Source organism: Spirosoma agri (genome assembly GCF_010747415.1).
Classification (GTDB): Bacteria; Bacteroidota; Bacteroidia; order Cytophagales; family Spirosomataceae; genus Spirosoma; species Spirosoma agri.
On record NZ_JAAGNZ010000001.1, the window covers coordinates 1185219 to 1210707 of the forward strand.

The 25489-nt window shown below is 49.7% G+C and carries 23 protein-coding genes; 13 read left to right on the plus strand and 10 right to left on the minus strand.

The genetic code is table 11. The features are described from left to right. The first annotated feature begins 219 nt into the window (after positions 1-219). The 7 genes from GK091_RS04900 to GK091_RS04930 all read left to right on the plus strand — a co-directional run bounded on the left by GK091_RS04900 (position 220) and on the right by GK091_RS04930 (position 4931). Complete coding sequence (locus GK091_RS04900) at positions 220-693, plus strand: DUF6985 domain-containing protein (protein ID WP_164035485.1); 474 nt, start codon at positions 220-222, stop codon at positions 691-693. A gap of 374 nt (positions 694-1067) precedes the next feature. Then, positions 1068-1727, plus strand: a complete 660-nt coding sequence (locus GK091_RS04905) for a hypothetical protein (RefSeq protein ID WP_164035486.1) — start codon at positions 1068-1070, stop codon at positions 1725-1727. Positions 1728-1895: 168 nt separating this feature from the next. Next, entirely contained in the window at positions 1896-2105 is a 210-nt protein-coding gene (locus GK091_RS04910) for a hypothetical protein (RefSeq protein ID WP_164035487.1), read from the plus strand. 48 nt (positions 2106-2153) lie between these two features. After that, positions 2154-3320 (plus strand): retropepsin-like aspartic protease, encoded by a 1167-nt coding sequence (locus GK091_RS04915; protein ID WP_164035488.1) that lies wholly within the window; start codon positions 2154-2156, stop codon positions 3318-3320. Positions 3321-3359: 39 nt separating this feature from the next. After that, positions 3360-3755, plus strand: a complete 396-nt coding sequence (locus GK091_RS04920) for a hypothetical protein (protein ID WP_164035489.1) — start codon at positions 3360-3362, stop codon at positions 3753-3755. A 44-nt stretch (positions 3756-3799) separates the two neighbouring features. Then, positions 3800-4009 carry a hypothetical protein gene (locus tag GK091_RS04925; RefSeq protein WP_164035490.1) on the plus strand — a complete coding sequence of 70 codons (210 nt, stop codon included), beginning with the start codon at positions 3800-3802 and terminating at the stop codon, positions 4007-4009. Between the two features lie 193 nt (positions 4010-4202). Further along, positions 4203-4931 (plus strand): 3-keto-disaccharide hydrolase, encoded by a 729-nt coding sequence (locus GK091_RS04930; RefSeq protein ID WP_164035491.1) that lies wholly within the window; start codon positions 4203-4205, stop codon positions 4929-4931. 91 nt (positions 4932-5022) lie between these two features. Here GK091_RS04930 and GK091_RS04935 read toward each other — a convergent pair whose 3' ends face one another. Then, positions 5023-6060 carry an aldose 1-epimerase gene (locus tag GK091_RS04935; protein WP_164035492.1) on the minus strand — a complete coding sequence of 346 codons (1038 nt, stop codon included), beginning with the start codon at positions 6058-6060 and terminating at the stop codon, positions 5023-5025. Positions 6061-6275: 215 nt separating this feature from the next. On the opposite strand from GK091_RS04935, the gene GK091_RS04940 reads away from it, so the two are divergent. Then, the gene (locus GK091_RS04940; RefSeq protein ID WP_164035493.1) at positions 6276-7346 is read left to right on the plus strand and encodes a phosphatidylinositol-specific phospholipase C1-like protein; all 1071 of its coding nucleotides are present in this window, start codon (positions 6276-6278) and stop codon (positions 7344-7346) included. A 36-nt stretch (positions 7347-7382) separates the two neighbouring features. Here GK091_RS04940 and GK091_RS04945 read toward each other — a convergent pair whose 3' ends face one another. Then, the gene (locus tag GK091_RS04945; RefSeq protein WP_164035494.1) at positions 7383-8627 is read right to left on the minus strand and encodes an alkaline phosphatase family protein; all 1245 of its coding nucleotides are present in this window, start codon (positions 8625-8627) and stop codon (positions 7383-7385) included. Positions 8628-8937: 310 nt separating this feature from the next. On the opposite strand from GK091_RS04945, the gene GK091_RS04950 reads away from it, so the two are divergent. Then, the gene (locus GK091_RS04950) at positions 8938-9909 is read left to right on the plus strand and encodes a hypothetical protein (RefSeq protein WP_164035495.1); all 972 of its coding nucleotides are present in this window, start codon (positions 8938-8940) and stop codon (positions 9907-9909) included. 12 nt (positions 9910-9921) lie between these two features. Here GK091_RS04950 and GK091_RS04955 read toward each other — a convergent pair whose 3' ends face one another. From GK091_RS04955 to GK091_RS04965, 3 genes are all read right to left on the minus strand, one after another. Beyond that, positions 9922-10746 (minus strand): TIGR02757 family protein, encoded by an 825-nt coding sequence (locus GK091_RS04955; protein ID WP_170312626.1) that lies wholly within the window; start codon positions 10744-10746, stop codon positions 9922-9924. Beyond that, a complete protein-coding gene (locus GK091_RS04960; protein WP_164035496.1) occupies positions 10743-10955 on the minus strand; it encodes a hypothetical protein in 213 nt (70 codons plus the stop codon). The genes GK091_RS04955 and GK091_RS04960 overlap by 4 nt, the downstream gene beginning before the upstream one ends. 78 nt (positions 10956-11033) lie before the next feature. Further along, entirely contained in the window at positions 11034-12137 is a 1104-nt protein-coding gene (locus GK091_RS04965) for a LysM peptidoglycan-binding domain-containing protein (protein WP_164035497.1), read from the minus strand. Between the two features lie 343 nt (positions 12138-12480). Here GK091_RS04965 and porX point away from each other — a divergent pair, with 343 nt between their 5' ends. The 3 genes from porX (at position 12481) to GK091_RS04980 (ending at position 15927) form a co-directional block, all read left to right on the plus strand. Further along, positions 12481-14055, plus strand: a complete 1575-nt coding sequence (gene porX, locus GK091_RS04970; protein ID WP_164035498.1) for a T9SS response regulator signal transducer PorX — start codon at positions 12481-12483, stop codon at positions 14053-14055. A 290-nt stretch (positions 14056-14345) separates the two neighbouring features. Beyond that, positions 14346-15602 (plus strand): helix-turn-helix transcriptional regulator, encoded by a 1257-nt coding sequence (locus GK091_RS04975; RefSeq protein WP_164035499.1) that lies wholly within the window; start codon positions 14346-14348, stop codon positions 15600-15602. 118 nt (positions 15603-15720) lie between these two features. Further along, positions 15721-15927: a hypothetical protein gene (locus GK091_RS04980; protein WP_164035500.1), complete on the plus strand. Its 207-nt coding sequence runs from the start codon at positions 15721-15723 to the stop codon at positions 15925-15927. A 162-nt stretch (positions 15928-16089) separates the two neighbouring features. Here the strand turns inward: GK091_RS04980 and GK091_RS04985 are convergent, their stop codons facing one another. The 5 genes from GK091_RS04985 to galK all read right to left on the minus strand — a co-directional run bounded on the left by GK091_RS04985 (position 16090) and on the right by galK (position 24432). After that, a complete protein-coding gene (locus GK091_RS04985) occupies positions 16090-19383 on the minus strand; it encodes a reprolysin-like metallopeptidase (RefSeq protein WP_164035501.1) in 3294 nt (1097 codons plus the stop codon). A 376-nt stretch (positions 19384-19759) separates the two neighbouring features. Next, complete coding sequence (locus GK091_RS04990) at positions 19760-21556, minus strand: M61 family metallopeptidase (RefSeq protein ID WP_164035502.1); 1797 nt, start codon at positions 21554-21556, stop codon at positions 19760-19762. 198 nt (positions 21557-21754) lie between these two features. Continuing rightward, complete coding sequence (locus tag GK091_RS04995; protein WP_164035503.1) at positions 21755-22435, minus strand: cell division ATP-binding protein FtsE; 681 nt, start codon at positions 22433-22435, stop codon at positions 21755-21757. Positions 22436-22516: 81 nt separating this feature from the next. Continuing rightward, the gene (gene fsa / locus GK091_RS05000; protein WP_164035504.1) at positions 22517-23185 is read right to left on the minus strand and encodes a fructose-6-phosphate aldolase; all 669 of its coding nucleotides are present in this window, start codon (positions 23183-23185) and stop codon (positions 22517-22519) included. Positions 23186-23265: 80 nt separating this feature from the next. Then, entirely contained in the window at positions 23266-24432 is a 1167-nt protein-coding gene (gene galK, locus GK091_RS05005; RefSeq protein WP_164035505.1) for a galactokinase, read from the minus strand. Between the two features lie 270 nt (positions 24433-24702). Between galK and GK091_RS05010 the strand changes: the two genes are divergently transcribed. Then, positions 24703-25422, plus strand: a complete 720-nt coding sequence (locus tag GK091_RS05010; RefSeq protein ID WP_164035506.1) for a tetratricopeptide repeat protein — start codon at positions 24703-24705, stop codon at positions 25420-25422. Positions 25423-25489 lie beyond the last annotated feature (67 nt).

The window sequence follows — 25489 nt, forward strand, 5'->3', positions numbered from 1 at the left end:
GGGCCATCAACCCCCTGAGTCGTTGGGTGGACGTAACAGCCAGTGCTTCAAAGTCTGGCTCGCGTGCGACAGACGGCACGTCCCGTAATCGGGCGGCTTTAGTTCGCCAGGCGGCTTCGGTTAAAAAAACAAACGCCCGAGTTGAGCGGCTTAAAAAGTGAATTTGGTCAGGCGCGTGTGACAATGGAAACGCCCTGATAGGGCAACTAAAATTAATTTATGCTCATCCAGAATATAAAGTCTGATAGTAGTTTCCCTGAAGAACTTGAAGGAGAGGTGTTCTTTCCCCTGTTCAACAAAAAGATAAAAGTAAGTGAGTTCACTTCTGATAACATTGAGTACGCTAATGAATGTGCCAAGCTTCTCAAGGAACTGAATGATGAAGTAATTAGGCACCTATGCTTGGCTTCAATAAGGTATTGTAATGCTTTTTTAGAAGCCGACAGTGAAGAGCAATATTCATTCGACAATGAACGAGATGTATTAGCTTTGATTGACCCGCGCTTCTTACTGATTGAACAAGATGAAACCAGGCCAGCTATACACTTAGAGTTAGAATGTGACTGGGAACAGGAACACGGTATGGAGTGGGCCATACGAGATGGAAAGGTGGTGTACGTTGGCTCATACAATGGAGTTAGTCCTTTCGATGATTTTATTGAAAAGGATGAATGGAATTTTGCACAGCAATAAATCGCTTCGCGTGGGGTAGCTTACCGTCGACAGGACGCTCGCCGGTAAGGAAGCTTTGCAGCCCAACCAAACAGGGGTGTAAAGGCAGGCAGCTACGTTTGTGATTTGAAGTGGTTTTAGGGGCCATAAACCCCTGTGGGTGTTGGATGCGTTAGATAAATAGAAAAAGCGTGTGCTCCATCGCTCCGGCGACAGGCCGCACGTTTCGACAGGGTAGCTTTTTGCTCGTTGGTCAGGCTACGGTTGACAAAGAGCTAACTTAAATGAACAGTTCGACAAGTAGGGTAGGTCTTGTCTGACAAGCTGTTCTTCTCGACAGTCCATTCGCTGAGTGAAGCCAATTGGTTTAAAAGCAAACCCTTTACCTGTGAATAGTGACTATTAAAAAACTGCAAAATATAAAGCAAACGTTAGGCTTCATATTGCTACCAGCATGGTTGCTCTTCAGTTGTGGTTGCCCTCCTGATGTAAAATTAGGGGAAGTCCAATTGATAAAACCTGAGTTCTTAAGTGTGTCAGGGGCAGCATCAATGACTTATACCAACTCTATGACAGGTGAACTGCTTGCATTTAGGGGGGAACCAATGCAGTACAATTCGGAAAAGCTCATTGTGGCTTCACTATGCGCGAAACCGCCTATAAGCTCACAGATCAGCTACTACGAGGTAGTTCCTTTTGCCAGTAAACGCTATAAAACTGAAGGCCCTCAGTATGAAGAAATATATTTGTCTTACAAGGTGTACACGCCGGTTCAGGGTGATACGACATCAAGCATAGATTTGCTGTCAATAGCTGGCAGACAGATTAGTATGTCCATTTTGGTATCAGATCGTGGGAAGGCAACCGCAAGCTCTCTACCTCTGATCAGCGGTAACAATCAGACTTGTATTGTGGCTGACACGACGATAAATAACCAACGCTTTCAACAAGTATACTGCCTGGTTGTTAAGCCTACTGTCTATTTCACGCCCAACAGGGGCGTGATTGCTTTTTACCGTAATGAAGCATGGTGGTTTCAAACGGGTTTTAGGTAGCTACATGGCTCATACCATCCAGGCATAGTCGTCAAACTCTACCCTGACAAACCGTTCCACATGGGGGGGGGCTAAGCGACAGGGAGCACGTTCCGGAGGATGGCAGCGGCTATTGTGTATGCCAATCTGAAAAAATCAGATTAGGTAATGTGGTCAGTAAGGCAAAAAATGAAACGAAAGCCCTTCTTCATGGATGAGCCTGTTTGGGTCTGGATTATCATGTGGGCTGGCTCACTGGCTATACTCCACAACATGGGATTCATGCTTTTTCAGGACTATGACCAAAGCGGATCGTTTGAAAAATCGAGCAGCGCATTCGGTATGCTGACCTTTGCGTTCTATTTGAGCAGAGGGTGGTTCCTGGGGTATTGTAAGTAGTTGTGACTATGTCTCAAACACCTTCTTCGGGTTTTTTCTAGTATACGAATGAGAATCGATACTGTTGTCAAAGCTGTTAGTTGCCTAAGTTTCGCTTATCTGTGGTTCAGTCCCGTTTATGGGCAGTCCAAGCGTCTGAGCGATACGCTAACGTCAACCTATGTCACAGCGGTCAGTAGCTGGCTACATGGTCGCGACGAACAGGCTAAAAAACAGCTTCTTGCCGTTCCCGCTCATCATGATTCGACAGAACAACGTTCGGCTTGGCATCTGCTACTGGACGAATTTTACTTCTGGCCGGGGGAGTACCAGCGTTATCTGCAACTCGCTGACTCATTACAGGTGGCTGCCAATTTTTACGGTTCAGCTAAACTGCTTGCTCAGCAACCAGCAGTACAGTATCAGCTACGGACAGACAGTATAGTGATCCCTATCCGACTTAAACACAAAAGTCATCCGGTAGTAGACGTTCTGCTGAATGGACACATCTGCCGCTTGATCCTTGATACGGGGGCACAACGAACGATGCTTTCGCGCCGGTTTGTCAACCGATTAGGAGCCGCGAAATTAACCACTCTAACCGTAACGAACTATAATGGAGAGAACGTACAGGGTTCATTGTTGATGGCAGACTCGCTAGTCTTGGGCAGCCTGACAGTCAAAAATTTACCGGTTATTGGCGCACAAATGCCTTTTCTTGGAGTTGATGGGTTGCTGGGCTGGGATGTTTTACGGCAGTTTGCCATTACCATTGATTATGTCAACCGGCAATTCACATTACGGCGCTCTATGCCTAAGGCCAATGGCAACCCGAACCTGTTAGGAGGTAGTTACCCAATGGTGCTGGCTTATGGGGCTGTTAATAATCAGCTGAACGTAGTATTGGACACAGGAGACAACAGGCAGTTCTCTGTCTCGCCCACCGGCCTGACCAAGATCGGCCCCTATCGAACGAAACAACGTCTTGCATTTTCGTCAGCTGTGGGACAACCCGTTCACATAAGCCGTGATCGGCTTGTAAAACGAACGGCCATTTCCATTGATGGAGTCAGCTATCCGTTCAGGAACTCCGCCGTTTTTCGTGCCGATAATGTTGTTGGCCAGGTCATCAGGGATGGTGTGCTTGGTAGTGGAGCCTTCCGTCGAGGTATTCTAAGGCTCGATGCACCTAATCACCGGTTCACTTATCAACACAAATCGAAGCAGGATCAGTAAGCACTAGTATGGCATTTCACGTTATTCGGACTGTGGCCAATGAAAAATAAAAACCGGACTCTCTTCTCGCTTATACCTGCCTATTGGGCCGCCTTGTTCGATATCATTATTACCGTTACTCATCAGCATCCGGACTATTGGCAGGGAAACCTTAAAAAGGCCAATGAAGGTAACCCCATTGGCGCCTACATGATGGCAAATCATGTGTCAGGCATTTTCGTTATTTCCTTCATCTGGCTGGTCATTATTGGGTTGGCAGGGTATTTTTTACCTGAGAGATACGCGCGAATATTTTTGCTGTTTGTGCTGATCGCCCATTCGTATGGGGCTTCGACGTGGATTTCATTGCATTATGGTTTTTGGTGGGTGATCGTTTTTATCGCCATTAATTCAATTCTTTACCGGGTTGTTGAAGAGACGCCACTAAACCGGTAATTTGTCGAAGTGAGACAATTTACTGTTCACCTCACTGATCAGATATGTTTTGCACAAAAGTGAAGAAGGGGCTTGTTACGGTGTTGATGGTTCTTACCTGGCTGATAATGTTCGGTACGCTTATTGGCGCGCCCAGTCTGAAAGGTAAAATCGCGATTGTATCGACGGCCCTGCTGATCAACGGTATGCTGGCGATCTATTATAGTTGTCTCAATCGGCGTCCTGCCAACCTGAAAGAATGGTTCAGGATGTAGCTTCACGCAGAGTAGTACAACAATTCGATCCCGGTTTATAGCTGTTTCACGTGCCGACTTGTTTGAACGGGCCTGAAAAAGCAGAAAATCGCATAGCCGAGTGTGCTTTGTGGCAAAAGAAGCCTGGTTTCGGTCTCTAATGAGGAGGTATTCCTAACGCCGGGCTTTCTATGGGTAAGTAATCCCCTCAACTATGTTCCGTATTCTGTTTGCGCTCTTTTCTGTTATCGGTATCACCGCTGAAGTCGCCCGTTCACAATCGCTCAATACGTTATCAGCTCAGGAAAAAAAGGAAGGATGGACACTTCTTTTCAATGGTAAAAACACGACTGGCTGGCATACGTATGGCGGCAAACCCGTGGGTTCATCCTGGCAGATCGAACAGGGTGCCCTGAAATTAAATGTTCCTAACAGGGTCGGGAACAAAGCGCCGGATGGGGGCGACCTAGTAACGGACGCTGTTTTTGAGGGTGATTTTGAGTTTAAAGCCGACTGGAAGGTGGAGCGGTTTACTAATAGCGGCATCTTTTTCTTCGTGCAGGAAGCTCCTCAATACAAAAACATCTTTGACACCGGATTGGAACTTCAGGTACTCGATGACGCTATTTATGAGGGAGCCGCCGAGAACAAGCACCGCGCCGGCGATTTTTTCAGTGTTGCTAACGCGCGGGTGCGGGAATTGAAACCCGTCGGTGAGTGGAATCAGGTTCGGTTTGTTGTCAAAAATAAAAAGATGACGGTCTATCTGAACGGCTTTAGCATTCAGGAGCATGAGCTAACCGGCGCCGACTGGAAACAGCGTTTGGCTACCAGCAAACTGAACAACGCACCCATCAGTAAAGGCAACTACACTGGTCGGATTGGTTTGCAGGACTGGGGAAGTTCGGTCTGGTTCCGTAATATCAAGATCCGTACGATTTAGGGCATAAGGAGGTTGGGCCTTTGACACTAGCCAAAAAGGAGAGTCCTATTTGTCCAGATCAAAAGCCCAACGTATACCATCCAGGAAGAATCTATTTTAGCCGGACCCACATCGAACCGCTGAGTGTTTCGCCGGGGTTCAGCGTAACCAGCCCGTCGCCGTTGTTGAACGAATCGACGTTGGCCGTGAGTGGTTCAATCGCAATGCTGTCACGTCGGGGGGGGGTGTAGCAAACCAAGTAATTTAATTTACCCTCGCCCGTTTCCTGACCGATCACCAGTTTAACGCCTGCCTCCGGTGAATCCAATACCGTTTCGGCAAAGCTGATACCTTCCGGCGTCTCACCCGTTGGGTTGATTTTAAAAGGCGTATCTAATTCAAGGTCTTTTAGAGTCAGTGTTTCCGGTTCTTCCGCAGGTTTCTGGCCATTCGGGATCATGGCGTCGTCAAGCGTGATGGCCGTTCGGCCCGGCAGTGACAGTGTTAGTTCATCGATAGGGGAACTGGTGAAGGTGAAATAAGGGTGCCAGCCAAAGGCCACTGGGGACCGGGTCGTTCCCGTATTAAGTGCCGAGTAGGTGATGCGTAAAGCACATAACCGGTCGGCGTTGGGGTCGCTGCCCAGGGTTAACCAGTCGGCGCGGGTAAGTTCGTAATTTACCGTAAGCGCAAACGGGAACGGGTAACCAACGGCATCGCCGGAATAATCATAGCGAACCGTTAGACTGGCATGGTTTGGCGTTGTCTCCTGATCGATGACCGAGAAGGATTTGCCGTGAACGAGTCCATGCAGCGCGTTGTCACGACTGGCTTCATTCATTCTAAGCGCATGTTTTTCGCCCTCGAATGCGTAGATGCCATGCCGGATTCGGCTTGGGAACGGGAAGAGTAACGCGCTGGCGTATGATTCATCCGCGAACAATGCCTGTGGGGATTCTGGGGCTTTGAGTAGCGCAAACAAATGCTTGCCCCGACCAAGTACCAGACGCCGAATCATGCCGCCGAATTCGGGAATGATCGTCGCAAACTCACCTGTTTCTTCGTATTGAAGGATGTATTCAGTCAGCGGTTTATGATCAGTAGGTAGCGGCAGGGGACCAAATGGCCGCGTCGTAATTGAAAAAGGCATACTGCTTTTTAATAGTTAGGTTGGTAGTTTAGTAAGTAGTCCGATCGCGATTTTGTTTCTTTTCTTTACCAAATAGACTTTTTGTCGCTCACATCCCCTCGCTCAGCATGGGAGAGAAGTTGGTGAGGGAAAGGTGAGGGAGGTCCATAAATTTAACGTTGCCTTAATTCGCCTGTCAGTACCTTGCTCCTATAACTGAAACGCTTCCAACGTCCATGAATTATTCCCTTTTTGCTGTTCTCCTGGCTTGCCTTCCGGCCCTGACACCCGCTAATCTGGATAGTCTGCCGATTAATAAAATTCAGGTCATTGGCTCGCATAATAGCTACAAACAACCGATCGATCCGGCATTGGTTCAGGTGTTGAAACGAGCGGATTCATCGATGGTAAAATCAATCGACTACAGCCATCCCAGCTTGTCAGAACAGCTTTCGATGGGATTGCAGAATCTTGAAATCGATGTTTATGCCGATGCCGCAGGCGGTAAATACGCTCATCCGAAAGGACTTGACTGGACCGGGAAAAATGCGCAAACTACGCCCTACGATCCGCAGGGCGTAATGAACGAACCGGGCTTCAAGGTATTTCACATACAGGAAATAGATTTCCGCAGCAATTGCCTGACGTTCAAAAACTGTTTACAGGAACTCAAGAGTTGGTCTGACGCGCACAAGGGCCATTACCCCGTTTTCATTACGATGAATGCAAAAGACGACGTCATCAACCGACCGGGGTTTGCCGTTCCGGAGAAATTTACGGCGGAGGTTTATAATCAACTGGATCAGGTGATTGTAGAAACGCTGGGTCGGCAGAAGCTCATCACACCGGATGACGTGCAGGGATCGGCTGAAACGTTGGAAAAAGCCGTTTTAGCGGGCAAATGGCCAACGGTGGCAGCAGCCAGAGGCAAATTTATGTTCGTGCTGGATGAAATCGGCGCAAAACGAACGGCTTATATCGACGGACATTCATCGCTGAAAGGACGTATCTTATTTACCAACTCTGAGCCGGGCACGCCCGAAGCGGCCTTCATTATCCGTAATAATCCAATTACCGAATTGGCAGCTATTCAGGAGCTTGTCAAAAAGGGGTATCTCGTTCGTACGCGCGCCGATGCGGACACGAAACAGGCTCGCCAGAACGATAGACGAATGTTCGAGGCTGCCTGCCAGTCGGGTGCGCAAATCATCACGACGGACTATTACGTCAAGAGCAAACACTTCGATTCACCCTACGTTATCAGTTTCGAGGGGGGAAGCTACATAAAGCAGAATCCGCTGTTGTAAGCGAACTCTGCGCTGAACGTAAACTCAGTTCTCAACTCACTTCTGCCCTTCCGAAACTAACCACCGGTTAACAGTATTTGCAGGGCCTTCCAGCACAATTTTGTAAAAAGACGAGGGCATCTTGCTCGCGTTGATCAGATAGCGCTCATTTTTCAGTGGCACTTCAGCCATCAGTTTGTAATCGTCTTTACCGCCTGTTTCGAACTGATTCGTTGTGGTTAGCCACAGTTTAACGGTGCCGGTCGGGTCTACTGCTTTCCAGGTTACTGCTAGAAAATCACCCTGCTGTCGAACAGTGGGTTCCGCCAACGATACAGGGCCGGTGAGTGGTATCCCATCCAGTTCCCGACTGACTTCCGATGGAATTGTGATGTTCAGGAAACGGGCAATTGTGGGCATGATGTCTACTACCGCCGGCTGAAAACGAGTGGCATACGCATTGAGGTCGGGGGTATTGGTAACCAGCCACGTAGCACGCTCACGGGGCGATTGTCCACCGTGATTCTTACCTGTTTTTTCGTCTCTGCCGTGGTCGGTCGTGATGAAAATCTGCCAGTCCTCACCTTGTTTCTGACGCTCCTGAATGGCACGCCAAATGCGCCCGATTTCAGCATCCATTTGCTTCACGGCACGGATAAAGGGCGGACTATCGCCATAGCGGTGGCCCATGTCGTCGGTGTATTCGAGGTAAACCCACGATAAATCAGGTGCTTGTGTTTGTAAAGACGCTACCGCATCGGACACCACCTGGTGGTCAATTTTGGCCATAAAATCACGTTCCTGATCGTGTGGAAACCGTACCGTATCGAGTTCGTAGCCATCGGCGTGGTAATCCAGTTGCAAAGACCCGGTTTGTGAAAGGCCTTCACCAATCAGTTTTGTCCGATTATCGGTCCAGCTCGAAAAAACGGCTGTCTTTTTCGTCGGGTATTGCTCCTTGAACAGCCGGAAAATAGTCGGATAATGGTAGTTCGGCGCTTTGATGCTGTTATCCCAAACGTTGTGCTTGTTGACCCAGGTGCCGGTCAGCAAACTATTGTACCCAACCGCCGAGATGGTTGGCGTCTGTGAGTAGGTGCCTTTGATACCGCCGACGTAAGCCTGTTTATAAGCCCCTTTTTTGGCGATACTATCCAGATACGGAGTCGATTCCCGCTCGATAACATCCGCCGGAATACCGTCAACGATGATAAACAGCGCTTTCTTCGGTTTGCTCTGAGCGATCGACCAAAGCGGAGACAAAAGCCAGAAACCAGTTAGCAGGGTCAGAAGCCGACACATACGATTTTAGGGAAAACGCGAAATCACAAAGGTACAAAATCGCACTGGCAAAGGCTCAGGACCTCTATTATCATTCATGTATCGATCAGTTGCGGACTTCATAAGTGGATAAAGAATAGTGCGTTCATGCTACAACTGGCTGGAATTTTGCTACAACTAAAGAACTCGCTTGGTAGGCGAGCAGGAAAGAGATAAATAAATAATTTCGGCGTCATCTGAAAACTATTTGTTTACATATCTTTGTTATTGATTAATATATAGCTACTTCATTGGCATAAATAAGATTAGTGATGTGCTAGTCTGGCAACGAATGAAATTTATCGGCGCAGTGATTCTGGTTCTTATGCTGTCGTTGAACAGTTGTCAACCCGTTATTCAGTTGACGGGGATCGACTGGTTCGGCTCGACCGCGTCAAAATCGGATGGTTTACCGTGGGTGAACTACACGGCTGATGAACTGACGACTGACAGCACGTCGTTTACAAAACCGCAAGCGATTGGTTTACTGAACGATCCGGCTCTGACCGAGACATCAGGTATGGTAATGAGTCAGCGAAACTCGGGTTATTTCTGGACAGAAGAAGATTCGGGAAATTCAAATCAAATTCAGTTGCTGTGCCAAGATGGTCAGGTGATGGCCCGCTTCGTGGTGGACGGAGCGACCAACCGCGACTGGGAAGACATGGCCATTGGGGCCGGTCCGGTGGCGGGTGTACCGTATATCTATCTGGCCGATATTGGCGATAACAAACACCTGCGTTCTGAAAAGATCATTTATCGGTTTCCGGAACCAACCGTTGCGGGGCAGCGACTACCGTACGAAGGTCACATCACCAATGCCGAAATCATTCACCTGAAAATACCCGACGGCTCTCAGAATGCCGAAGCGATTCTGGTCGATTCGCAAACAAAAGATCTGTTTGTTCTGTCGAAGGGCGATCATTCTGTAGTCTACCGGGCCGCGTATCCGCAGTCGTTGACAAAGCCTGTTCTGATGACTCGTGAACTGGTATTGCCTTTCAGGGACGTTACGTCGGCGGCTGTTTCGCCGGATGGTCGCGAGATTCTGGTTCGTACGTATGAGCAGCTTTTTCATTACAGCCGTCAGGCAGATGCGACGATTACGGACGCGCTCAAAGCATCTCCCCGGATTCTGCCAGTAGCCTGGGAGCCTCAGGGTGAGGCTGTTGGCTGGTCGCTTCATGGCGACGGCTATTACACAACGACGGAAGGTATGGACAACATTCCTCAGGTGATTCACTACTATCCTCGCAAGCGATAGCGATTTTCGGGCTTACATTTCTCCTTCGACACCCAACCCAAACAGGGCAAAGTCATACCGTACCGGATCGATGGGGTCGAACTGGCGTAGTGCGTCCGTGAGTTCCAGTGCCGCTTTCCAGTCCGTTTGTGGCCGGGTTAGAAGCCCCAGTTTACGAGCTACCCGATTTACGTGGACATCAATCGGAATGACTAGTTGGTCGGGGCTAAGGCGACTCCAAATCCCAAAATCAACCCCGCCACCAACCGTATTTCGGTCGTCGCGCCGAACCATCCAGCGCAGAAACATCAGCAGTCGTTTGCACGATGAGTTACGGGCGGGCGTAGCAATGTGCTTGCGCGTACGTTCGGGGAAGAAATCCGTTAAGCTACAGAACCGGTCGTGGAAGGCAATGAGGTTTGGCTCGACTGTCTGTATGGTGGCTGGGAAGCCGCCTGCTGTCGTAGGAGGCTTTCCCGTTCCATTACTCAGAAACGCATCTTCTAATGAGTCGTGTTCCTGGTAATACTGGCGAAAGAAATGTAGGAAATAAAGTGCGTCGGTTGCGTTGAACGTGCGGTGCTTGAAGTTCAGAAACCGTTTGAGATCGCTTTCTTCGTGAGTCCGAATGAAGTCATAAGGTGCCCCATCCATCAAGTCAACCAGCTCGGTTGACTTCTTTAAAATGACCGACCGCTGTCCCCAGGCCAGCACCGCCGACCAGAACCCCATGATTTCGATGTCCTGCCTGGTAGAAAAGCGGTGCGGAATGCTGATGGGGTCCCGGTCAATAAAGGAAGGCCGATTATACTGATCGGCCTTCTGGTTGAGTAAATCGGAAAGCTCGTTGTGTGTCAATATGATTTCCCTCCACTAACGACCCAGGCCATGGCGCGGGACACGCCCGAAAACACGGCCAGTAGCGTTGACATGACGAATGTAAATACCGCAATGAACGGATAAGCCAGCATGAACATAACACTGAACGTTACGTAGCCCGGCGAGGCTTTCATCTTCTGATCACGTTCCCGATTGCGTCGGATAATGCGTTCTTCTTTCGTTTCCATACTCACTACATAGTCTGTATAATTCGGTTCAAGCGGCAGAGACTGGAAACCTGAAAACGACAGACGGTTGCGTTATTGTTAAGGGGCAATGTAACTGACCTCTGCTCGGAAACGTCGGTCCTGGGGGGAAAGTTTCGCAAACGCCTGCGCCGAGAGTTTTACGAGAATTTTATCGTTCACACCCGTGTTCGGCAGGCGGCCAATCACCTTTACCCATAAGCTCTGGTTATTGAACTCATTCCGGACCTGCACCAGCGTACCGATCGGGGCCGTGCGGTGGAGCGCCAGGTATTTGCCGGAACCGTCGCCTTCAATCATCTCCGCTACACCACTCGTGGCAAGGCGTCGGCCACGGGTTGGCATCGGAGCGTCGTTGCCAGGGTGGGGGATTTCGATAACCTCTTCGGTCTTGGCCGAAGTCGATGAGGCATTGTCTGGCTTCGTCGGAGCGGGGTTCTCTGGTTTCGGGGCAGCGGGCTCGGTTTTGGCCGTAGTCGTTTCTTCGGGTTTCTTCGGTGTCGGACGTTCCGGCTTGGGTGCTGTTCGTGCGGGGGTTTCCGGGTGAGCCGGGGGCGGAGTTTTTGCCGCTGCTGCTATCTGAGCTGCCGGTGTCCGGGCCAGATAGGCTTTCTCGCTCACGATCAACGCCTGGCCGATCAGGACATTGTTGCCGGGCAGGCTGTTCCACTTGCGCAGGTCGGATTGAGCGATGTCATACCGGACGGCAAGGCTGTACAAGGTCTGACCGGGTTCAACAACGTGAATACCTACTTTGGCGGGGTCATTACTTTTGCGCGCTTCCCGGTTTTCCTTTGTCGATGCCTTCGCAATGGCGTCCGGCGTGTTTTTTGCTTCTTTCTCCTTGGCTTTCTCTTGTTTCCGAATCGCCTTGTCGATCGTTTTTTCTTCTTTCCGGCTCAGCGAACCGGCAGCCATGGGGATTCGGACGATCTGTGCAGCGCGAACGGCATCGCCAATGGATGGGTTGGCCGCTTTAATCGCAGCTACGGAACTGGAATAGCGACGGGCAATGGAATAGAGTGTCTGATTCTGATCAACGCGGTGTAGAATAAACCGCTTGCCATCTTTTTTCTCAACACCCACAGAATCGGCTACGGTATGGGCGTTTGCAATACCACTTAACAAAAACGGCAGGGCAATGAGGACTATGTACTTTTTCATGGGTTGGTATGAACCAGAAACCGATAGGGAGTTCAAAAAACAGTGTTTGTCGTAAAAATAACGTAAAAATCCGGCCAACTTTCATTAAGAACGGTTTGAGCGTCAGTTTCTGTCTGATTTATCTGCCCCAATAGCACGCATTGCCTGTGTTAAAAAAGCTTAATTATGAACCGCTTAAACACAAGCGGGCGTTCTCTGTTTAAAAGAAGGGGATCTTCGGATTCATACACTCGCCTGACCTGCTGCGTTTCAGTTGCTTCTGATCAGCAAATCCTTCGCTACTAAGCCGAAGAATGTCAGTCGCTTAGTACTTAATTTGTTAACCATTGAAAAGCCAGACTACATGCAAAATTATTCGATACTGTGGGCCGACGACGAAATTGATCTGCTCAAGCCACATATTCTGTTTTTGAAAAACAAAGGCTACGATGTAACACCCGTCAACAGCGGAGCTGATGCACTCGAAGAGGTAGAGCAAGCCAATTACGACGTCGTATTTTTAGATGAGATGATGCCCGGTATGACCGGCCTCGAAACGCTTTCACAGATCAAACAGATGCGGCCAAACCTGCCGGTTGTCATGATCACGAAGAGCGAAGAGGAGCACATCATGGAAGAAGCTATCGGTTCCAAGATTGCTGATTACCTGATTAAGCCACTGAATCCCAATCAAATCCTGCTGTCCGTCAAGAAAATTCTGGACAATAAGCGTCTGGTCACTGAACGGACTAACATTGGCTACCAGCAGGATTTTCGGAACATATCGATGCAGTATAACGACCGCATGGATTTCGATGAGTGGGCCGATGTCTACAAGAAGTTGATATACTGGGAGCTGGAATTAGATACGTCGCAAGATAAAAGCATGGTCGAGGTGATGAACATGCAAAAAAGCGAAGCCAATTCTACGTTCTGTAAGTTCGTGATCGATAATTACGAAGACTGGCTGAACGAACCGAAAGCAGAGAGTCCTGTCATGTCGCACCAGTTAATGCGCAAGAAGGTATTCCCGCTGCTGGACCAGACGAGCAATGACAATTCGGGCCCCTTATTCTTTATTCTGGTCGATAACCTGCGCTATGACCAGTGGAAGGTGATCGAACCACTGCTGAGCGAATATTTCACGGTCGAAGAAGAATCGTCGTATTATTCCATTCTCCCAACAACGACGGGGTTCGCCCGGAATGCCATTTTCTCCGGTATGATGCCGAGCGAGATGGAACGGAAACACCCCGATCTGTGGGTCAATGACGATAGCGAAGACGAAGGGCTTAATAACCACGAAGACGAGTTTCTGCGTCGGCAACTCGAGCAGAGCCGCCTGAACGTGAAGATGTCGTACCACAAGATCCTGAACGTTAATCAGGGAAAATCGCTGGTCGATAACTTCAACAACCTGCTGCAGAATCAGTTGAACGTGGTTGTCTACAACTTTGTGGACATGCTATCGCACGCTCGTACGGATATGGCCATGATCAAAGAACTGGCTCCCGACGAGTCGGCTTACCGGTCGATCACGCGGTCGTGGTTCTTACACTCGCCCTTGCTGGAATTTATTCAGAAGATTGCGGCCAAAAACGGACGGCTTATCATTACCACCGATCACGGTATGATTCGGGTGCAGAAGCCAGCCAAAATCGTTGGCTATCGCGAGACCAATACGAACTTGCGTTATAAGCAGGGTAAGAACCTCGGCTTCGACGATAATCACCTGTTCGTGGGCCGTAAGCCGGAACGGTTGTTCCTGCCGAAGCCTCACGTTTCGACGGCGTATGTCTTCACGCTGGAAGATTACTTCTTTGCCTACCCGAACAACTACAATTATTACGTCAATCACTACCGCAATACCTTCCAGCACGGGGGCGTATCGCTGGAAGAGATGATTATTCCGTTTGCTTACCTGACGGCCAAGCGATAGGGGCAACGATTCAGATTCATACCATTAGTACAGTAAGAGGGCTCTCTACCAGGCTATCGTTCACGATCGCAGGTAGGAGCCCTCTTATTATTTACGACATGTAAGGAAACTGTTCGTTATTTTTGTTTTAATTTAAGCTGTATTAGTATACAACATGTTGCCAGCGTAAAATTAATTCACGGAAAAGTGATCAACCCTTGTTGCATTGGTTTTTCGTACTAAATAGTTCGCACCCGTAAAGACAGCTCTTACTGGTAACGACCAATGCTGAACAGCCAACTTGACATTCTATGACAACTCTATACACCGTACGTTTTCGTTTATTTTTCGTGCTTTCTTTGTTTACGACTTACCTGTACGGGCAGACGGGCTCATTTCAGCAGTTGGAGACGAAAGTTTACAAGCTGAATAATGAATTGAAATTCAACGAGTCACAGGCCTTGCTCTTGCCTGTGATACAGGATGATGCCGTAAGCAATGAGGATAAGTATCAGGCGGCTACGCTGTTGTCGTATACGTATAAGCGCGTATTCGATTATAAGTCGGCGCTAAAATTTCTGGACATTGCCCGAACCTTTGCCAGCGAAACGCCAAAAAAGGAACAGTACCTGACTGCAATCCAGTCTGAGAAAGCCTTTATTCTGTTCGACACCCATGAATACAAAAAGGCTGATCGCTTGATGAGCCAGCTGGCAAAGAACGGCTTTGCCTACATCAACCAGGAGAACAAGTCCAAGCTGATCATGCAGCAGGGCTATCTGTTGTTTCTCAGCAAGCAATACGAAAAAGCGGAGTCTACCTATGATCTGGCAGTTAGCCTGATGCGTACATCGTCACCCTGCGATTTGCCGATGATCTTCGTCAAGAAGATGCAGCTCTACAACGCCATGAACCGCTCCGACCTGATGACGGAAGCGTTGCGGAAATCGTCTTTTTATGCTGACTCGTGCAAGATTATTAAATATGACATCTACACATACGATGAGTTGTTACACATCTACGAAGGGCGAAATGATCTGGCGGCCATCCTCCAGACCAAGAAAAAATTGGATAGCCTGAACCTGGTGTATGCCAGTAACGAACAGATTGCGTCGCTACACGATCAGAAAGAAACCATCCTGCTGAAAAATAAGGATCAGCAACTAAGTCAGAAGACGAGCATGGAGAAATACCTCACGATCATACTGATCGGGGTAGTCGTGCTGGCTATGGCCCTGCTGGGCTGGCTGCTCCGGTATCGTCGCGGGCAGCGGCAACTGGAGGCCGACTTCATCCGGATGAAGTCGGAACTGGAAACCTACATCCAGATGAATAAGTCTGTTGCCCTGAGCAAGGAAGTACCCGAAAGCGGGCAGTCAGCCAAACTGTCGGAACGTCAGCAGGACGTGTTGAAATGCATGGCCACGGGAATGTCGAACAAACAGATCGCCGATAAATTGTTCATCTCTGAAAACACGGTCAAATACCACATCAAAAATATTTACCTATTACTGGAGATCAAGGATCGGAAGGAATTTCTGGTCAATGTCAAGAAGCCAACTGTTTAAACTACCCAATTGGGTAGTTTAAACAGTGAATCAAACTTATATATTTGAGCGGTGAGGGGACGCCAATAACTCGTTGGCACTGAAACCTATTGATCATTCATCCTATTCCTGTCCTGCAATGAACCTAGATGACAGTTTTGACTATGACGATAAAAGTGCCTACTCGGCAGGTTTTGAAAGGAACGCATTTGCCTATCTGTTGGCTCAATACAAACGGGCTGTTTACACAAAATGGTTTTCCATTGCCTTTCCGGAATCCTGGCAAACCAGTGAGTCGATCGACATACTATCCACCATCTACGGCAGAACCGATACCACGGAGTGAGTGACACCCGTGACGTATCAAATCAATAACGGTTGCTGACTCCTCATGCAGCGGAGCCAACACGATTTGCACTGAGTTATACGTAGTGACTGTTCCCTAAAAAGCCCCGACCATCTTTACCCAAAGACGGTCGGGGCTTTTTAGGTGATGCCTACTGGATACTTAGTCCACCTTAAGCACGGTTACGGCCTTTGACTCCGTGGGTGTAGCGACACGTAACACGAGCGCACCCATCGGCAGACGACCTACCTCGAATGTATGCTGCTCAAGCGAACGGGCTTGCTCAACATGATGCGAACCTACAGCCTGACCACGCATATCGGTTAGACTCAACTGCAACGGTTGACCAGTGGCACCGCGCACCTCGAATCGAACCTGTCCGTTTTGAGCCGGATTACCGAACAGCCGAATCGACAGCGTTGTCGGTTGCTCTGCGCTCACTTTAGATAGGGTTCCCGTTCCGCAAGCGGCCAGCCAGTTATAGATGAAACTGGCTTCGGCAGCCGTGCCGGTTTGGGTTGCTTTCAGGACGATAGCCGGATTGTCGGTATATAAATTGAGCGTATAAGGTCCGGATGCCGTCGTCGGTACCAGTTCATTAACCACCGAAAAGCTTACCGGCTGCCCGTTTGTACCTGTGTACTGGGGTGTGAAACGTACCTGACGTAAACCGGGAGAAACCGTCTGACAGCTCACCATCGTTGCACCGGTGATCGCGAATGACGCAGGGGTAGCGGGCGAACAGGCCGCCAGCCAATTGTAAGTGAAGCTGGCTTCGGTAGCTGTGCCAGCCTGGGTCGCTTTCAGGATAATGACCGGATTATCGGTATACAAATTGAGCGTATAAGGCCCGGACGCCGTCGTTGGCACCAGTTCATTAACCACCGAAAAACTCACTGGCTGCCCGTTCGTACCTGCATACTGGGGTGAGAAACTCACCTGACGCAAACCCGCCGATAGTGTCTGGCAACTTACGGGCGTTACGGCTGCAATGGTGAACGTGCCGGTGTCGTTGTCCTTGATGTTTAGGGTCGTTGTCAGAGCATCCGGATCTGGATCATACGCATCGTCATCAACCAGCGTAATGATGATTGTTTCGTCGCCCTCGATGATATCGTCCTCAATCGGGTCTACTTCTTCGGTGTAAACAGCCTGCCCATCCGCAAAGGTTACCGATGTGGGCAACGACGCAAAATCGACGCCATTGGTAGCCGTACCACCAATCTGATAATTGACGACCAGCGTACCTTTCGTGTCCGTACGCTCAAACCGGATAAAGCCCGGATCAGCGGCAGAGCCTGCCCGTGCTGCTCCCCGGCGCGAACCACCGGTACTGTTACCTTCAGACGAGTTAGGGTCGGTGCTGTTTACTTTAACGATGGGTGCGCCGGTCAGCATGATCGGATCGCTGATCGTGAAATTGGCGTTCGATATGTCGAAGAAAATGCTGTTGCTGCTAACGATCTTGATCCGGCCCTGGCTGGTTCTGATATCCGGAAAGCGAATGGCTTCGCTGCCATCGTTGGGCGTATTGGCTACCAGCGTCGTCGGAAATGTCTGACCGCCATCGGTCGATAGCAGAATGTTGACGCTGGCGCAGTTCACCGGGGGCGCAGTTGTATTGGCGACGCTCCAGGTGATGGTCTGGAGGGAGCTGGCCGGATAAGTGCCAGCCAGGTTCGTAGTCTCCAGAAATGGTCCCGAATTTCCGTCTACCGTCACGGTCATGCTCTGGAACGTTACGCCCCCAACATTGTCGCGTACCGTGAGGGTGTGGTTGGTGGTGATGCCCACCGAAGGAAGTTTGTCCCCCTTTGCTTTGTTCGATCCGTTCAGGATGGCATCCAGCCGGGGATACAACCGCGTACCGGTTGAGGATGGCGCATAGCTACGGAAAAAAGGTGGCAAGGCCGTATTGGCCAGTGTGCTGGCATCGGGTACAACCGTACCGATATCAGTCCCTTCCCAGGAATAGGTCAGCTGATCACCCGCATTGGCATCGCTCGCCGTGGCCGACAGCATAAACGGTGTCGATTTTGGAATCGTCACGTTAGCCGGGAAGTTGGTGATCATCGGTAACGCATTATTGAGCGGGGTGCTGGTGAAGCACGATAATGTGTTGATATAGTTAACAGCCTGCTGGTAGCTAACGGTATGGAAATTGAGAAATGGCTGATAGGGGGCTTCGTAATTGTCGTTTCGAGCGGTATTTTTATCGTCGCTACAGGTGAACCCGTAACTCATGATGGTGGTGCCCGCACCGGGTTCAACGGACGTTTTGGCTTCGCGGGTCGTGCAGACGGGAATGCTGCTGTTGAAGGTGTGACTCATGCTGAACTGATGGCCTACCTCGTGGTTGAACGTTTGATCGTCGAAAACGGGGGCAAATGAGCCATCACCAAAGCTGCTGGCTCCTTTAGCCTTGCTGGTAGGTACGCAGGCTGATGAACCCTCGGCCAGCCCCTCGCCCGATCCACTCGAATTGCCAATTACGTGCCCAATGTCATACCCGGCATTACCGATGGCGTTATCGAGAATAACCTGGTTTTTGTCCAGCATTGATCCTAAATCGCCATTATTCAGGCCCCCGTCATTGCCGGGTGAGTAGACAGTACCCTTCCCGCTTACCAGGGTAAATGCCACACTGAGTTCGGTTCGGTAAACGGCGTTCAGGCGGTTAACGTAGCCAACCACTGCGTTGAACGAACCATCGACAGTGCCTCCGCCCTTCGTTTGCGTAAATTCTTTCGTCACCGACAGCGCGAGTCGAAATGTACGCAACACCGTTCCGGTATTATTGAGTGCTGCCCCCGATCGTGCCTTTGCTCCCGACTTTTCGGGTAACGCTTCGATCAGTGGAGTAACGGTGCTGCATTTTCCAAACGAACCGAACGGTTTGGCGGGGTCATTTTTTTTTACGTCTCTGGCAAAATACGTAACGTATTGCTGGTTACTAACTTCGCGCGAAACTTTCGTGATATACACCGCGCTCGTTTCAACACCCAGCACAATTGCGTCGAAGCCGCTGGAGGTCAGGCTGAGCCGGATGGTGTAGGTCGGATGATTCAGTCCTTTCCCCGCGTACGTTTTGATGTCGCGGTACTGGGCAGCCAGTTGGGGAGATAGAACGGAAGACTCGGTCATAGCAAAGGGCTCGGTGGTGCCGTTAGGTAGTGGAATATCGAGCCGAAGCGTAGTCGTGGCAGGCTGAAACTCCTGCGGGGCTTTGGACAGGTGAGCCCGTAGCGCATCTGTTTTAAGCTGGTAAGCCGCAAATTTGTCAATGGGGACAATATCCGTCGCACTCGCCCGCAACTGCGAAGACGCGATGGGTACGAAGAAACCATCCTGTGCAACCGCCGTAACGGTATTTACCAGCAGACAGCCCAGCACAAGCCAGAGAGATAGGCCGTTCTTCTGGCTCGTGAAACCGACTCTGATAGAATCCGACGACATTCGTTGCAAGCTCGGAATCGGATAGGAGCTATCCGTATAACTACTTAGTCGTGCTTGTAAGAACCTGCGAACACGAATCGGGCAGGTAATCAAAAAAGTAAAGATTGGCATAGATGTATTTTATTAAAAAGTAGGCCAAAAGTAAGTAACTGTACGTCCGCCATTCCTACCCATTTGGGTAGTTTTGAGTCGATGAGGCACAATTCTCCCTGATTTGATAGGTTTTCTGAGGCAAAAACGGATTTGTCGGATTCGCGGTAGCACGTGTGATTGCCGGAAGCCATACCGCAAGCAACTCGTGAGGAATTACTGAAAAATAAAAGCCCCGGCTATTGTAATAGCCGGGGCAGTGTGTCGTGATGTTGGTTTGTTGATTCTACGAATTTTTCTGCCAGCGTTCGCGCAGTTGAATCTGCTGCGGGTTGGCTTGCGGATCAGGCTCAAACACGTATCGATTTACTTCGTCTATCTCCTGCATAGTCGCTTTGATCGGTACAGGCTGGCCATTGCGCCGAACCGTAATTTCATACGGATCGCCTGCTTTGAGGCCACGGATCTGCTCCCGAACGATCGAGATCGTCGACTTATCGATAGCTTGCTGATTAAAACTGATTAACTCATCATTTTCCTGAACACCTGCCTGGCTTAATGGGCTGGTTACCTGTTTCAGGCGAATCGTGTCGTTTGCCTGAACGAGCCTCATGCCCAGAGATGGCAGTTTCTTGCCTGATGCAACGGCTGGTTTGTACAGAATTCCAATCTTACCGAAATACTCCTGAAGCGGCAGATGCTCGGCACTCTTGACGTACCGATCGAAGAAATCGGCAATTTCGGGGTAGGTCTTTTGCGCAAAAATGTCGAAGAACTCTTTCTCCGGAAAGGGCCGGTTCGGACCGTAGGTTTTGGTCAGCTCATTGATCACCTCACGCAGACCGCGCTGCCCGCCAGATAACTCCAACAGGCGAATGTCCAGCAGACCCGCTACCAAGGCACCCCGGTTATAAATATTGCCATACTGTTTCTGGCCTTCGGGCGTGTAACAGGTCAGGGCCAGTTTCTGCAAGCTGTAGGTCGTGTCGAGCTGCTGATCGATTTTAACTTTCTGGCTCAGTTCGGTGCAGTAAGCCGATAAATCCGTCAGGCCACCCCGTAGTCGCATGGCTCCGTTAGCCCATTCGGTTACGCCTTCGTATAGCCACAAATGTTGGGATGGGGTAGGGGTAACGAAATTGAACTGCTGGATAAGCTCGCTGTGGATATTCAATGGAGTGACCACGTGGAAGAATTCGTGGGCGGCAATCGACGTAACCGTTTCGGCCAGTCGCGGAGAAAAGGGTGTTTCCTTAAAGATGTATTCCGAGCTATACGAATGCTCCCAGGCCCCCCAACTCTCGTCTTCGAAATGGTATAAAAAAGTGTATCGTTTTACCGGCAGTTGTTTCAGGAATTTTGCGGCTGCCTGAAGCATCGACTGCATGCTGTTGAGTAATTGCTGAGACGTTACCTGATCGGTTTTTGAGTACGTGTACATCTCGATGGCGGCTCCGCCAATGGTCGTTTCGGCGCGGGTCAGTCGACCCAGCAAAATCGGCGAATCAACGATCCGGTCGTAACTGTCGGCCAGAAAATAGCCATCCTTATTCTTTTCCAGCGCCGTACCGACTGTCCATTCCATCGGGTAGTTGATCTTCACCGCCAGCGGAGTTGCCTGCATACCCTGTGGAAAGCCAAACACGCCTTGTCCATTGATGAGTGCATGATCTTTCTCGATGGATGTGCCACACATGCGGTAGATAACGTCCTGCTTAACGGGCGTATCCCAGGTTTCGGCTATCTGATAGGTAATCTGGCGTAATTGAGCGGGTTGCTGGATTTTCCACTGATTCGTTGACATCTGCTGCGTTGCCAGCTCATTGCCTTTTTTATCGAATGCTTTGAACGAGCGGACGAAACGTCCGATATCCATGACTTGATAGGTGCCTGGTGCTGTCGATGCAAACTGATAGACCGCATTTTCGGGTTTCAGACCGTCAACGTGGAGCGTTACCTTAAACTGGTCATCGGCCCGGTTGGTTAGGTCAATATCATAGACCAGCGGGGCTGGACCGGCTGCCCACAACGGTGTTGCCATAGAACAGCAAGCCAATAGTGCGCCCCAAACAAAGTTGTTCATACTATGTGTGAAAAAAGTAAACGAATGCCTAAACAGGTAAGTGATCAGTAAATTTACGTAATCTTTCGAGCCTACGCCTAAAAACTGGGATGAGAGGAGTGTCGGCTGGATTTATGGAGCGCCAGTCGAAAAGTTAGCTAGCTCTAAATACGAAAAGCCTCCATAGAAGAGGCTATATAGCTGTAGAAACGAAGAAAATTAGCCCCCCAGTTCGATAACCTGCCCATCCTGACAGCGCAGCACGCGGGCCGGATACTTGTTGAGCAATTCGTAATTGTGGGTAGCCATGAGCACGGCTGTGCCAGCATTGTTGATGGCTTGAAAGACTTTCATGATCTGGTCCGACACGGCTGGATCAAGATTGCCAGTCGGCTCATCGGCGATCAGCATCTGTGGTTCATTTAGCATGGCGCGGGCAACTACAACCCGTTGCTGTTCGCCCCCCGAAAGCTGGTGGGGCATCTTCTTCTGAGCCGTTCCCAGACCAACCTGCATCAACACATCTGCGATACGATTATTCATCTCCGCCTTACTCGACCAGCCCGTTGCTTTCAGAACGAACCGCAAATTTTCTTCGACCGTGCGATCAGAGAATAGTTGGAAATCCTGAAACACGATGCCGATTTTACGACGTAAGAACGGTACGTCGCGGGGTTTTAGCTTTTCCAGCGGGTAACCGGCAACAAAACCTTTACCGCTCTGGAGCCACAGATCGGCGTACAACGTTTTCAGCAATGAAGTTTTCCCGCTACCCGTTCGCCCGATCAGATAAGCAAAATCGCCTTTGTTTATCTGAAACGACACATCGCCCAAAATCAGCTTACTGCCCTGATAAATGTCCGCGTGGTCTAGACTAAGAACGGGTTCGGTAGAAAACATAAATTTACTTGTTAATGAACAGTCATCAGTCACTGATGAGTCTTTCTAGACAACAACGACTGATGACTGCTCACTAGTTTGTTACTTTTTAACCGGTAAATTGGCTTTCTCGTGATCAGCCAGGAATTTAGCCAGACCACTATCCGTAAGCGGATGGTTGAGCAACATTTTGATAACGCTTAACGGAGCGGTCATCACATCAGCGCCAATTTCAGCACACTTGATCACGTGAATTGGGTGACGTACCGAAGCGGCCAGTACTTCGGTGGTGAAACCGTAGTTAGAGAAAATGGTTACGATCTGTTCGATCAGTTCCATACCGTCGGTTGAGATATCGTCTAACCGGCCAACGAATGGCGATACGAACGAAGCACCCGCTTTAGCGGCTACCAGTGCCTGACCAGCTGAGAAAATAAGGGTACAGTTCGTGCGAATGCCTTTTTCAGAGAAGTATTTGATTGCTTTGATACCATCAGCAGTCATTGGCACTTTAACAACGATATTTTCGTCGAGTTCAGCTAGTTCGTCGCCTTCTTTGATCATCTCGTCGTATTTGATCGAGATAACTTCCGCGCTGACATCACCTTCCACGATTTCGCAGATCTGCTTGTAGTGACGCATTACGTTGTCTTTGCCCGTAATGCCCTCTTTCGCCATCAGCGATGGGTTGGTGGTAACGCCGTCGAGTACGCCCATCTCCTGAGCCTCGCGAATGTCGGCCAGATTGGCCGTGTCAATGAAAAACTTCATAGTTAAATTAAATTAATTAGGTCGGTAAGTTGGCAAGCCCGAAAGCTAACAAGCAACAAATGCCTAAAAGACACACAGACTTAGTAACTTACTGACCTACTGATTAGGTTCGTACCGTTTTGAATTTTGCAGACGTGAAGGTACGTATCTTTACCCGTTCTGACTTTATATTGTTTAGTAATCAGGTGTGTAAAATCATCGAGCGCATTTTCGTAGACCAGATTGATCGTACAGCCGCCAAAGCCTCCTCCCATCATTCGGGCACCCAGCACGCCGGGATGGTCGCGGGCAATATCAACCAGCGTGTCCAGTTCAGGACAACTCACTTCATACCAATGGCTTAAGCCTTCGTGCGAACCGTACATGAGCTGCCCAAACGCACGGATGTCATTCGCTTCCAAAGCCGCCACGCCATCGAGCAGACGCTGGTTTTCCTGAACCACGTACGCACACCGCCGATAGATGAGCGGCTGGGCATGTTTCAGATGCGTGTCGAGCATGACCATCGTCACATCGCGCAAGCTGTGGATTTCAGGGTAAAACGTTTTCAGAAACCGAACACCTGCTTCACATTCGGCCCGGCGCGTGTTGTATTCCGACGTCACCAACGAATGCTTAACCCGCGAGTCGCAGAGAACGATGCTGATGCCGTCCATTTGCAGGGGCGCGTAGGCATACTCCAGTGAGCGGCAGTCCAGTTTAATAACGTGATTGGCCTTGCCCATCATGCTGGCGAACATATCCATGATGCCGACTTTGGCCCCCACAAAATCGTTTTCGGCCCGTTGCGACATTTTCAGCATCGCTATCCGATCCAGACCCAGCCCAAATAACTCATTGAGCGCAAAGCCAACACCATTTTCGAGCGCTGCCGACGACGACAGCCCTGCCCCCATTGGAATGGTGCCGCCAAAAACGCAGTTGAACCCTTTGATCGGTTGGCCCGCCAATCGGAACTGAGCGGCTACGCCCAGCAGATAATCGGCCCAGGTATGCGTTGGTAGAAGATCGTTTAATGTACCCTGATACGTTTTGTTCAGGTCGTAGGCTACGAAGTGAAGTTCATCGTCGGTACGGGGACCAACGGCCAGATAAATCGCTTTATCGATGGCAGCCGGCAGTACGAACCCTTCGTTATAGTCAGTGTGTTCGCCGATCAGATTAACACGGCCAGGGGAACAGATCAGGAGCGGATCAGAATGAAACGCGTCCTGAAACGACGCGGTAAGTTGATTGAGCAGATCCATGTTGGGTTCAAGGAATTAAGCGGTCTGATACAGCTACCCCGCATAATCCGCTAAACAAATGAATTGTTTCCGTAAAACCAGTATGGCAACCGATCGGAAATAAAAAATGGCAAACCAATGTCTCACCGCTACGACCACCTACCCTTGCTTCGGTCAAGACCTGGGGGATTCAGCAGGAGCTGGTAGCACCGATTTGCCGATGCAAAGTTAAGCAATTGTTCGTCAAACGACCAAATTTCGCCCGTACCTTTACGTCAAAATAGATGAGTGATGAAGAGTTATTTTTATAGTTTTTTTTGTACGCTGTTCATTATCAGCGCTTGTAGTTCGGCAGACAAACAGATCGAACAGGGACGAGATTATTTAAAACAGGGTAAATTTCGGGAAGCAATACAGGTTTTGAACCAGGCTGTCGAGTCTGATGCCGACAATGCCGAGGCATTCAACTCACGCGGTGTCGCTTATTTTGAACTGAAAGAATACGCCAATGCGACACTGGATTATGATCAGGCAATTAAAATCGAGCCCGGTTTTTATCGGCCTTACTACAACCGGGCACTGCTCAAAGTGGCACAGAATGACCTTACGGGAGCGGTGAAAGATTATTCGGATGCGATTCGGCTGGCACCCGATACGAGTCGTACCATCAGTGCTGAAATCTTTCTGAACCGGGGGCAGTTATTTGCGGCCCAGGGACAGATTCAGCCAGCTATGACCGATTTTTCACAGGCTATTTCGTTAGATCCGAAGAATGCGCTGGCTTTGTACAATCGGGGTAATCTCCGTTTTCAGCAAAAGGACCTTAAAGGAGCAACGACTGATTTCCAGCAGGCTGTGCAGGCCGACACGAAGTTTGGGAAGGCCTTCTACGGATTAGGTATCGCCCAGATCCTGCAAAACGAGCGGGAAGGCGGTTGCCTGAGTCTGAAACAGGCTCAGAATCTGGGCTATGCTGATGCCGCTAACGCCGTAGCCGAATACTGCCGGTAAGGAGCGTATGCTGGCGTATCGACCTCGTTCAGCCAGCACTTATCCGTAAGATGCGAATGGAATGATC

Bases quoted from the DNA above. Each gene is read 5' to 3' on its own strand.
- GK091_RS04945 (WP_164035494.1), bottom strand. From the start codon at position 8,627: ATGTGTCGGCTTCTGACCCTGCTAACTGGTTTCTGGCTTTTGTCTCCG.
- GK091_RS04940 (WP_164035493.1), top strand. From the start codon at position 6,276: ATGAATTATTCCCTTTTTGCTGTTCTCCTGGCTTGCCTTCCGGCCCTG.
- GK091_RS04990 (WP_164035502.1), bottom strand. From the start codon at position 21,556: ATGAACAACTTTGTTTGGGGCGCACTATTGGCTTGCTGTTCTATGGCA.
- GK091_RS04980 (WP_164035500.1), top strand. From the start codon at position 15,721: ATGAACCTAGATGACAGTTTTGACTATGACGATAAAAGTGCCTACTCG.
- GK091_RS04960 (WP_164035496.1), bottom strand. From the start codon at position 10,955: ATGGAAACGAAAGAAGAACGCATTATCCGACGCAATCGGGAACGTGAT.
- GK091_RS04995 (WP_164035503.1), bottom strand. From the start codon at position 22,435: ATGTTTTCTACCGAACCCGTTCTTAGTCTAGACCACGCGGACATTTAT.
- GK091_RS04910 (WP_164035487.1), top strand. From the start codon at position 1,896: ATGAAACGAAAGCCCTTCTTCATGGATGAGCCTGTTTGGGTCTGGATT.
- GK091_RS04925 (WP_164035490.1), top strand. From the start codon at position 3,800: ATGTTTTGCACAAAAGTGAAGAAGGGGCTTGTTACGGTGTTGATGGTT.
- GK091_RS04950 (WP_164035495.1), top strand. From the start codon at position 8,938: ATGAAATTTATCGGCGCAGTGATTCTGGTTCTTATGCTGTCGTTGAAC.
- GK091_RS04915 (WP_164035488.1), top strand. From the start codon at position 2,154: ATGAGAATCGATACTGTTGTCAAAGCTGTTAGTTGCCTAAGTTTCGCT.
- GK091_RS04920 (WP_164035489.1), top strand. From the start codon at position 3,360: ATGAAAAATAAAAACCGGACTCTCTTCTCGCTTATACCTGCCTATTGG.
- GK091_RS04985 (WP_164035501.1), bottom strand. From the start codon at position 19,383: ATGTCGTCGGATTCTATCAGAGTCGGTTTCACGAGCCAGAAGAACGGC.
- porX (WP_164035498.1), top strand. From the start codon at position 12,481: ATGCAAAATTATTCGATACTGTGGGCCGACGACGAAATTGATCTGCTC.
- GK091_RS04935 (WP_164035492.1), bottom strand. From the start codon at position 6,060: ATGCCTTTTTCAATTACGACGCGGCCATTTGGTCCCCTGCCGCTACCT.
- GK091_RS04900 (WP_164035485.1), top strand. From the start codon at position 220: ATGCTCATCCAGAATATAAAGTCTGATAGTAGTTTCCCTGAAGAACTT.
- GK091_RS04930 (WP_164035491.1), top strand. From the start codon at position 4,203: ATGTTCCGTATTCTGTTTGCGCTCTTTTCTGTTATCGGTATCACCGCT.
- GK091_RS04965 (WP_164035497.1), bottom strand. From the start codon at position 12,137: ATGAAAAAGTACATAGTCCTCATTGCCCTGCCGTTTTTGTTAAGTGGT.
- fsa (WP_164035504.1), bottom strand. From the start codon at position 23,185: ATGAAGTTTTTCATTGACACGGCCAATCTGGCCGACATTCGCGAGGCT.
- GK091_RS04975 (WP_164035499.1), top strand. From the start codon at position 14,346: ATGACAACTCTATACACCGTACGTTTTCGTTTATTTTTCGTGCTTTCT.
- galK (WP_164035505.1), bottom strand. From the start codon at position 24,432: ATGGATCTGCTCAATCAACTTACCGCGTCGTTTCAGGACGCGTTTCAT.
- GK091_RS05010 (WP_164035506.1), top strand. From the start codon at position 24,703: ATGAAGAGTTATTTTTATAGTTTTTTTTGTACGCTGTTCATTATCAGC.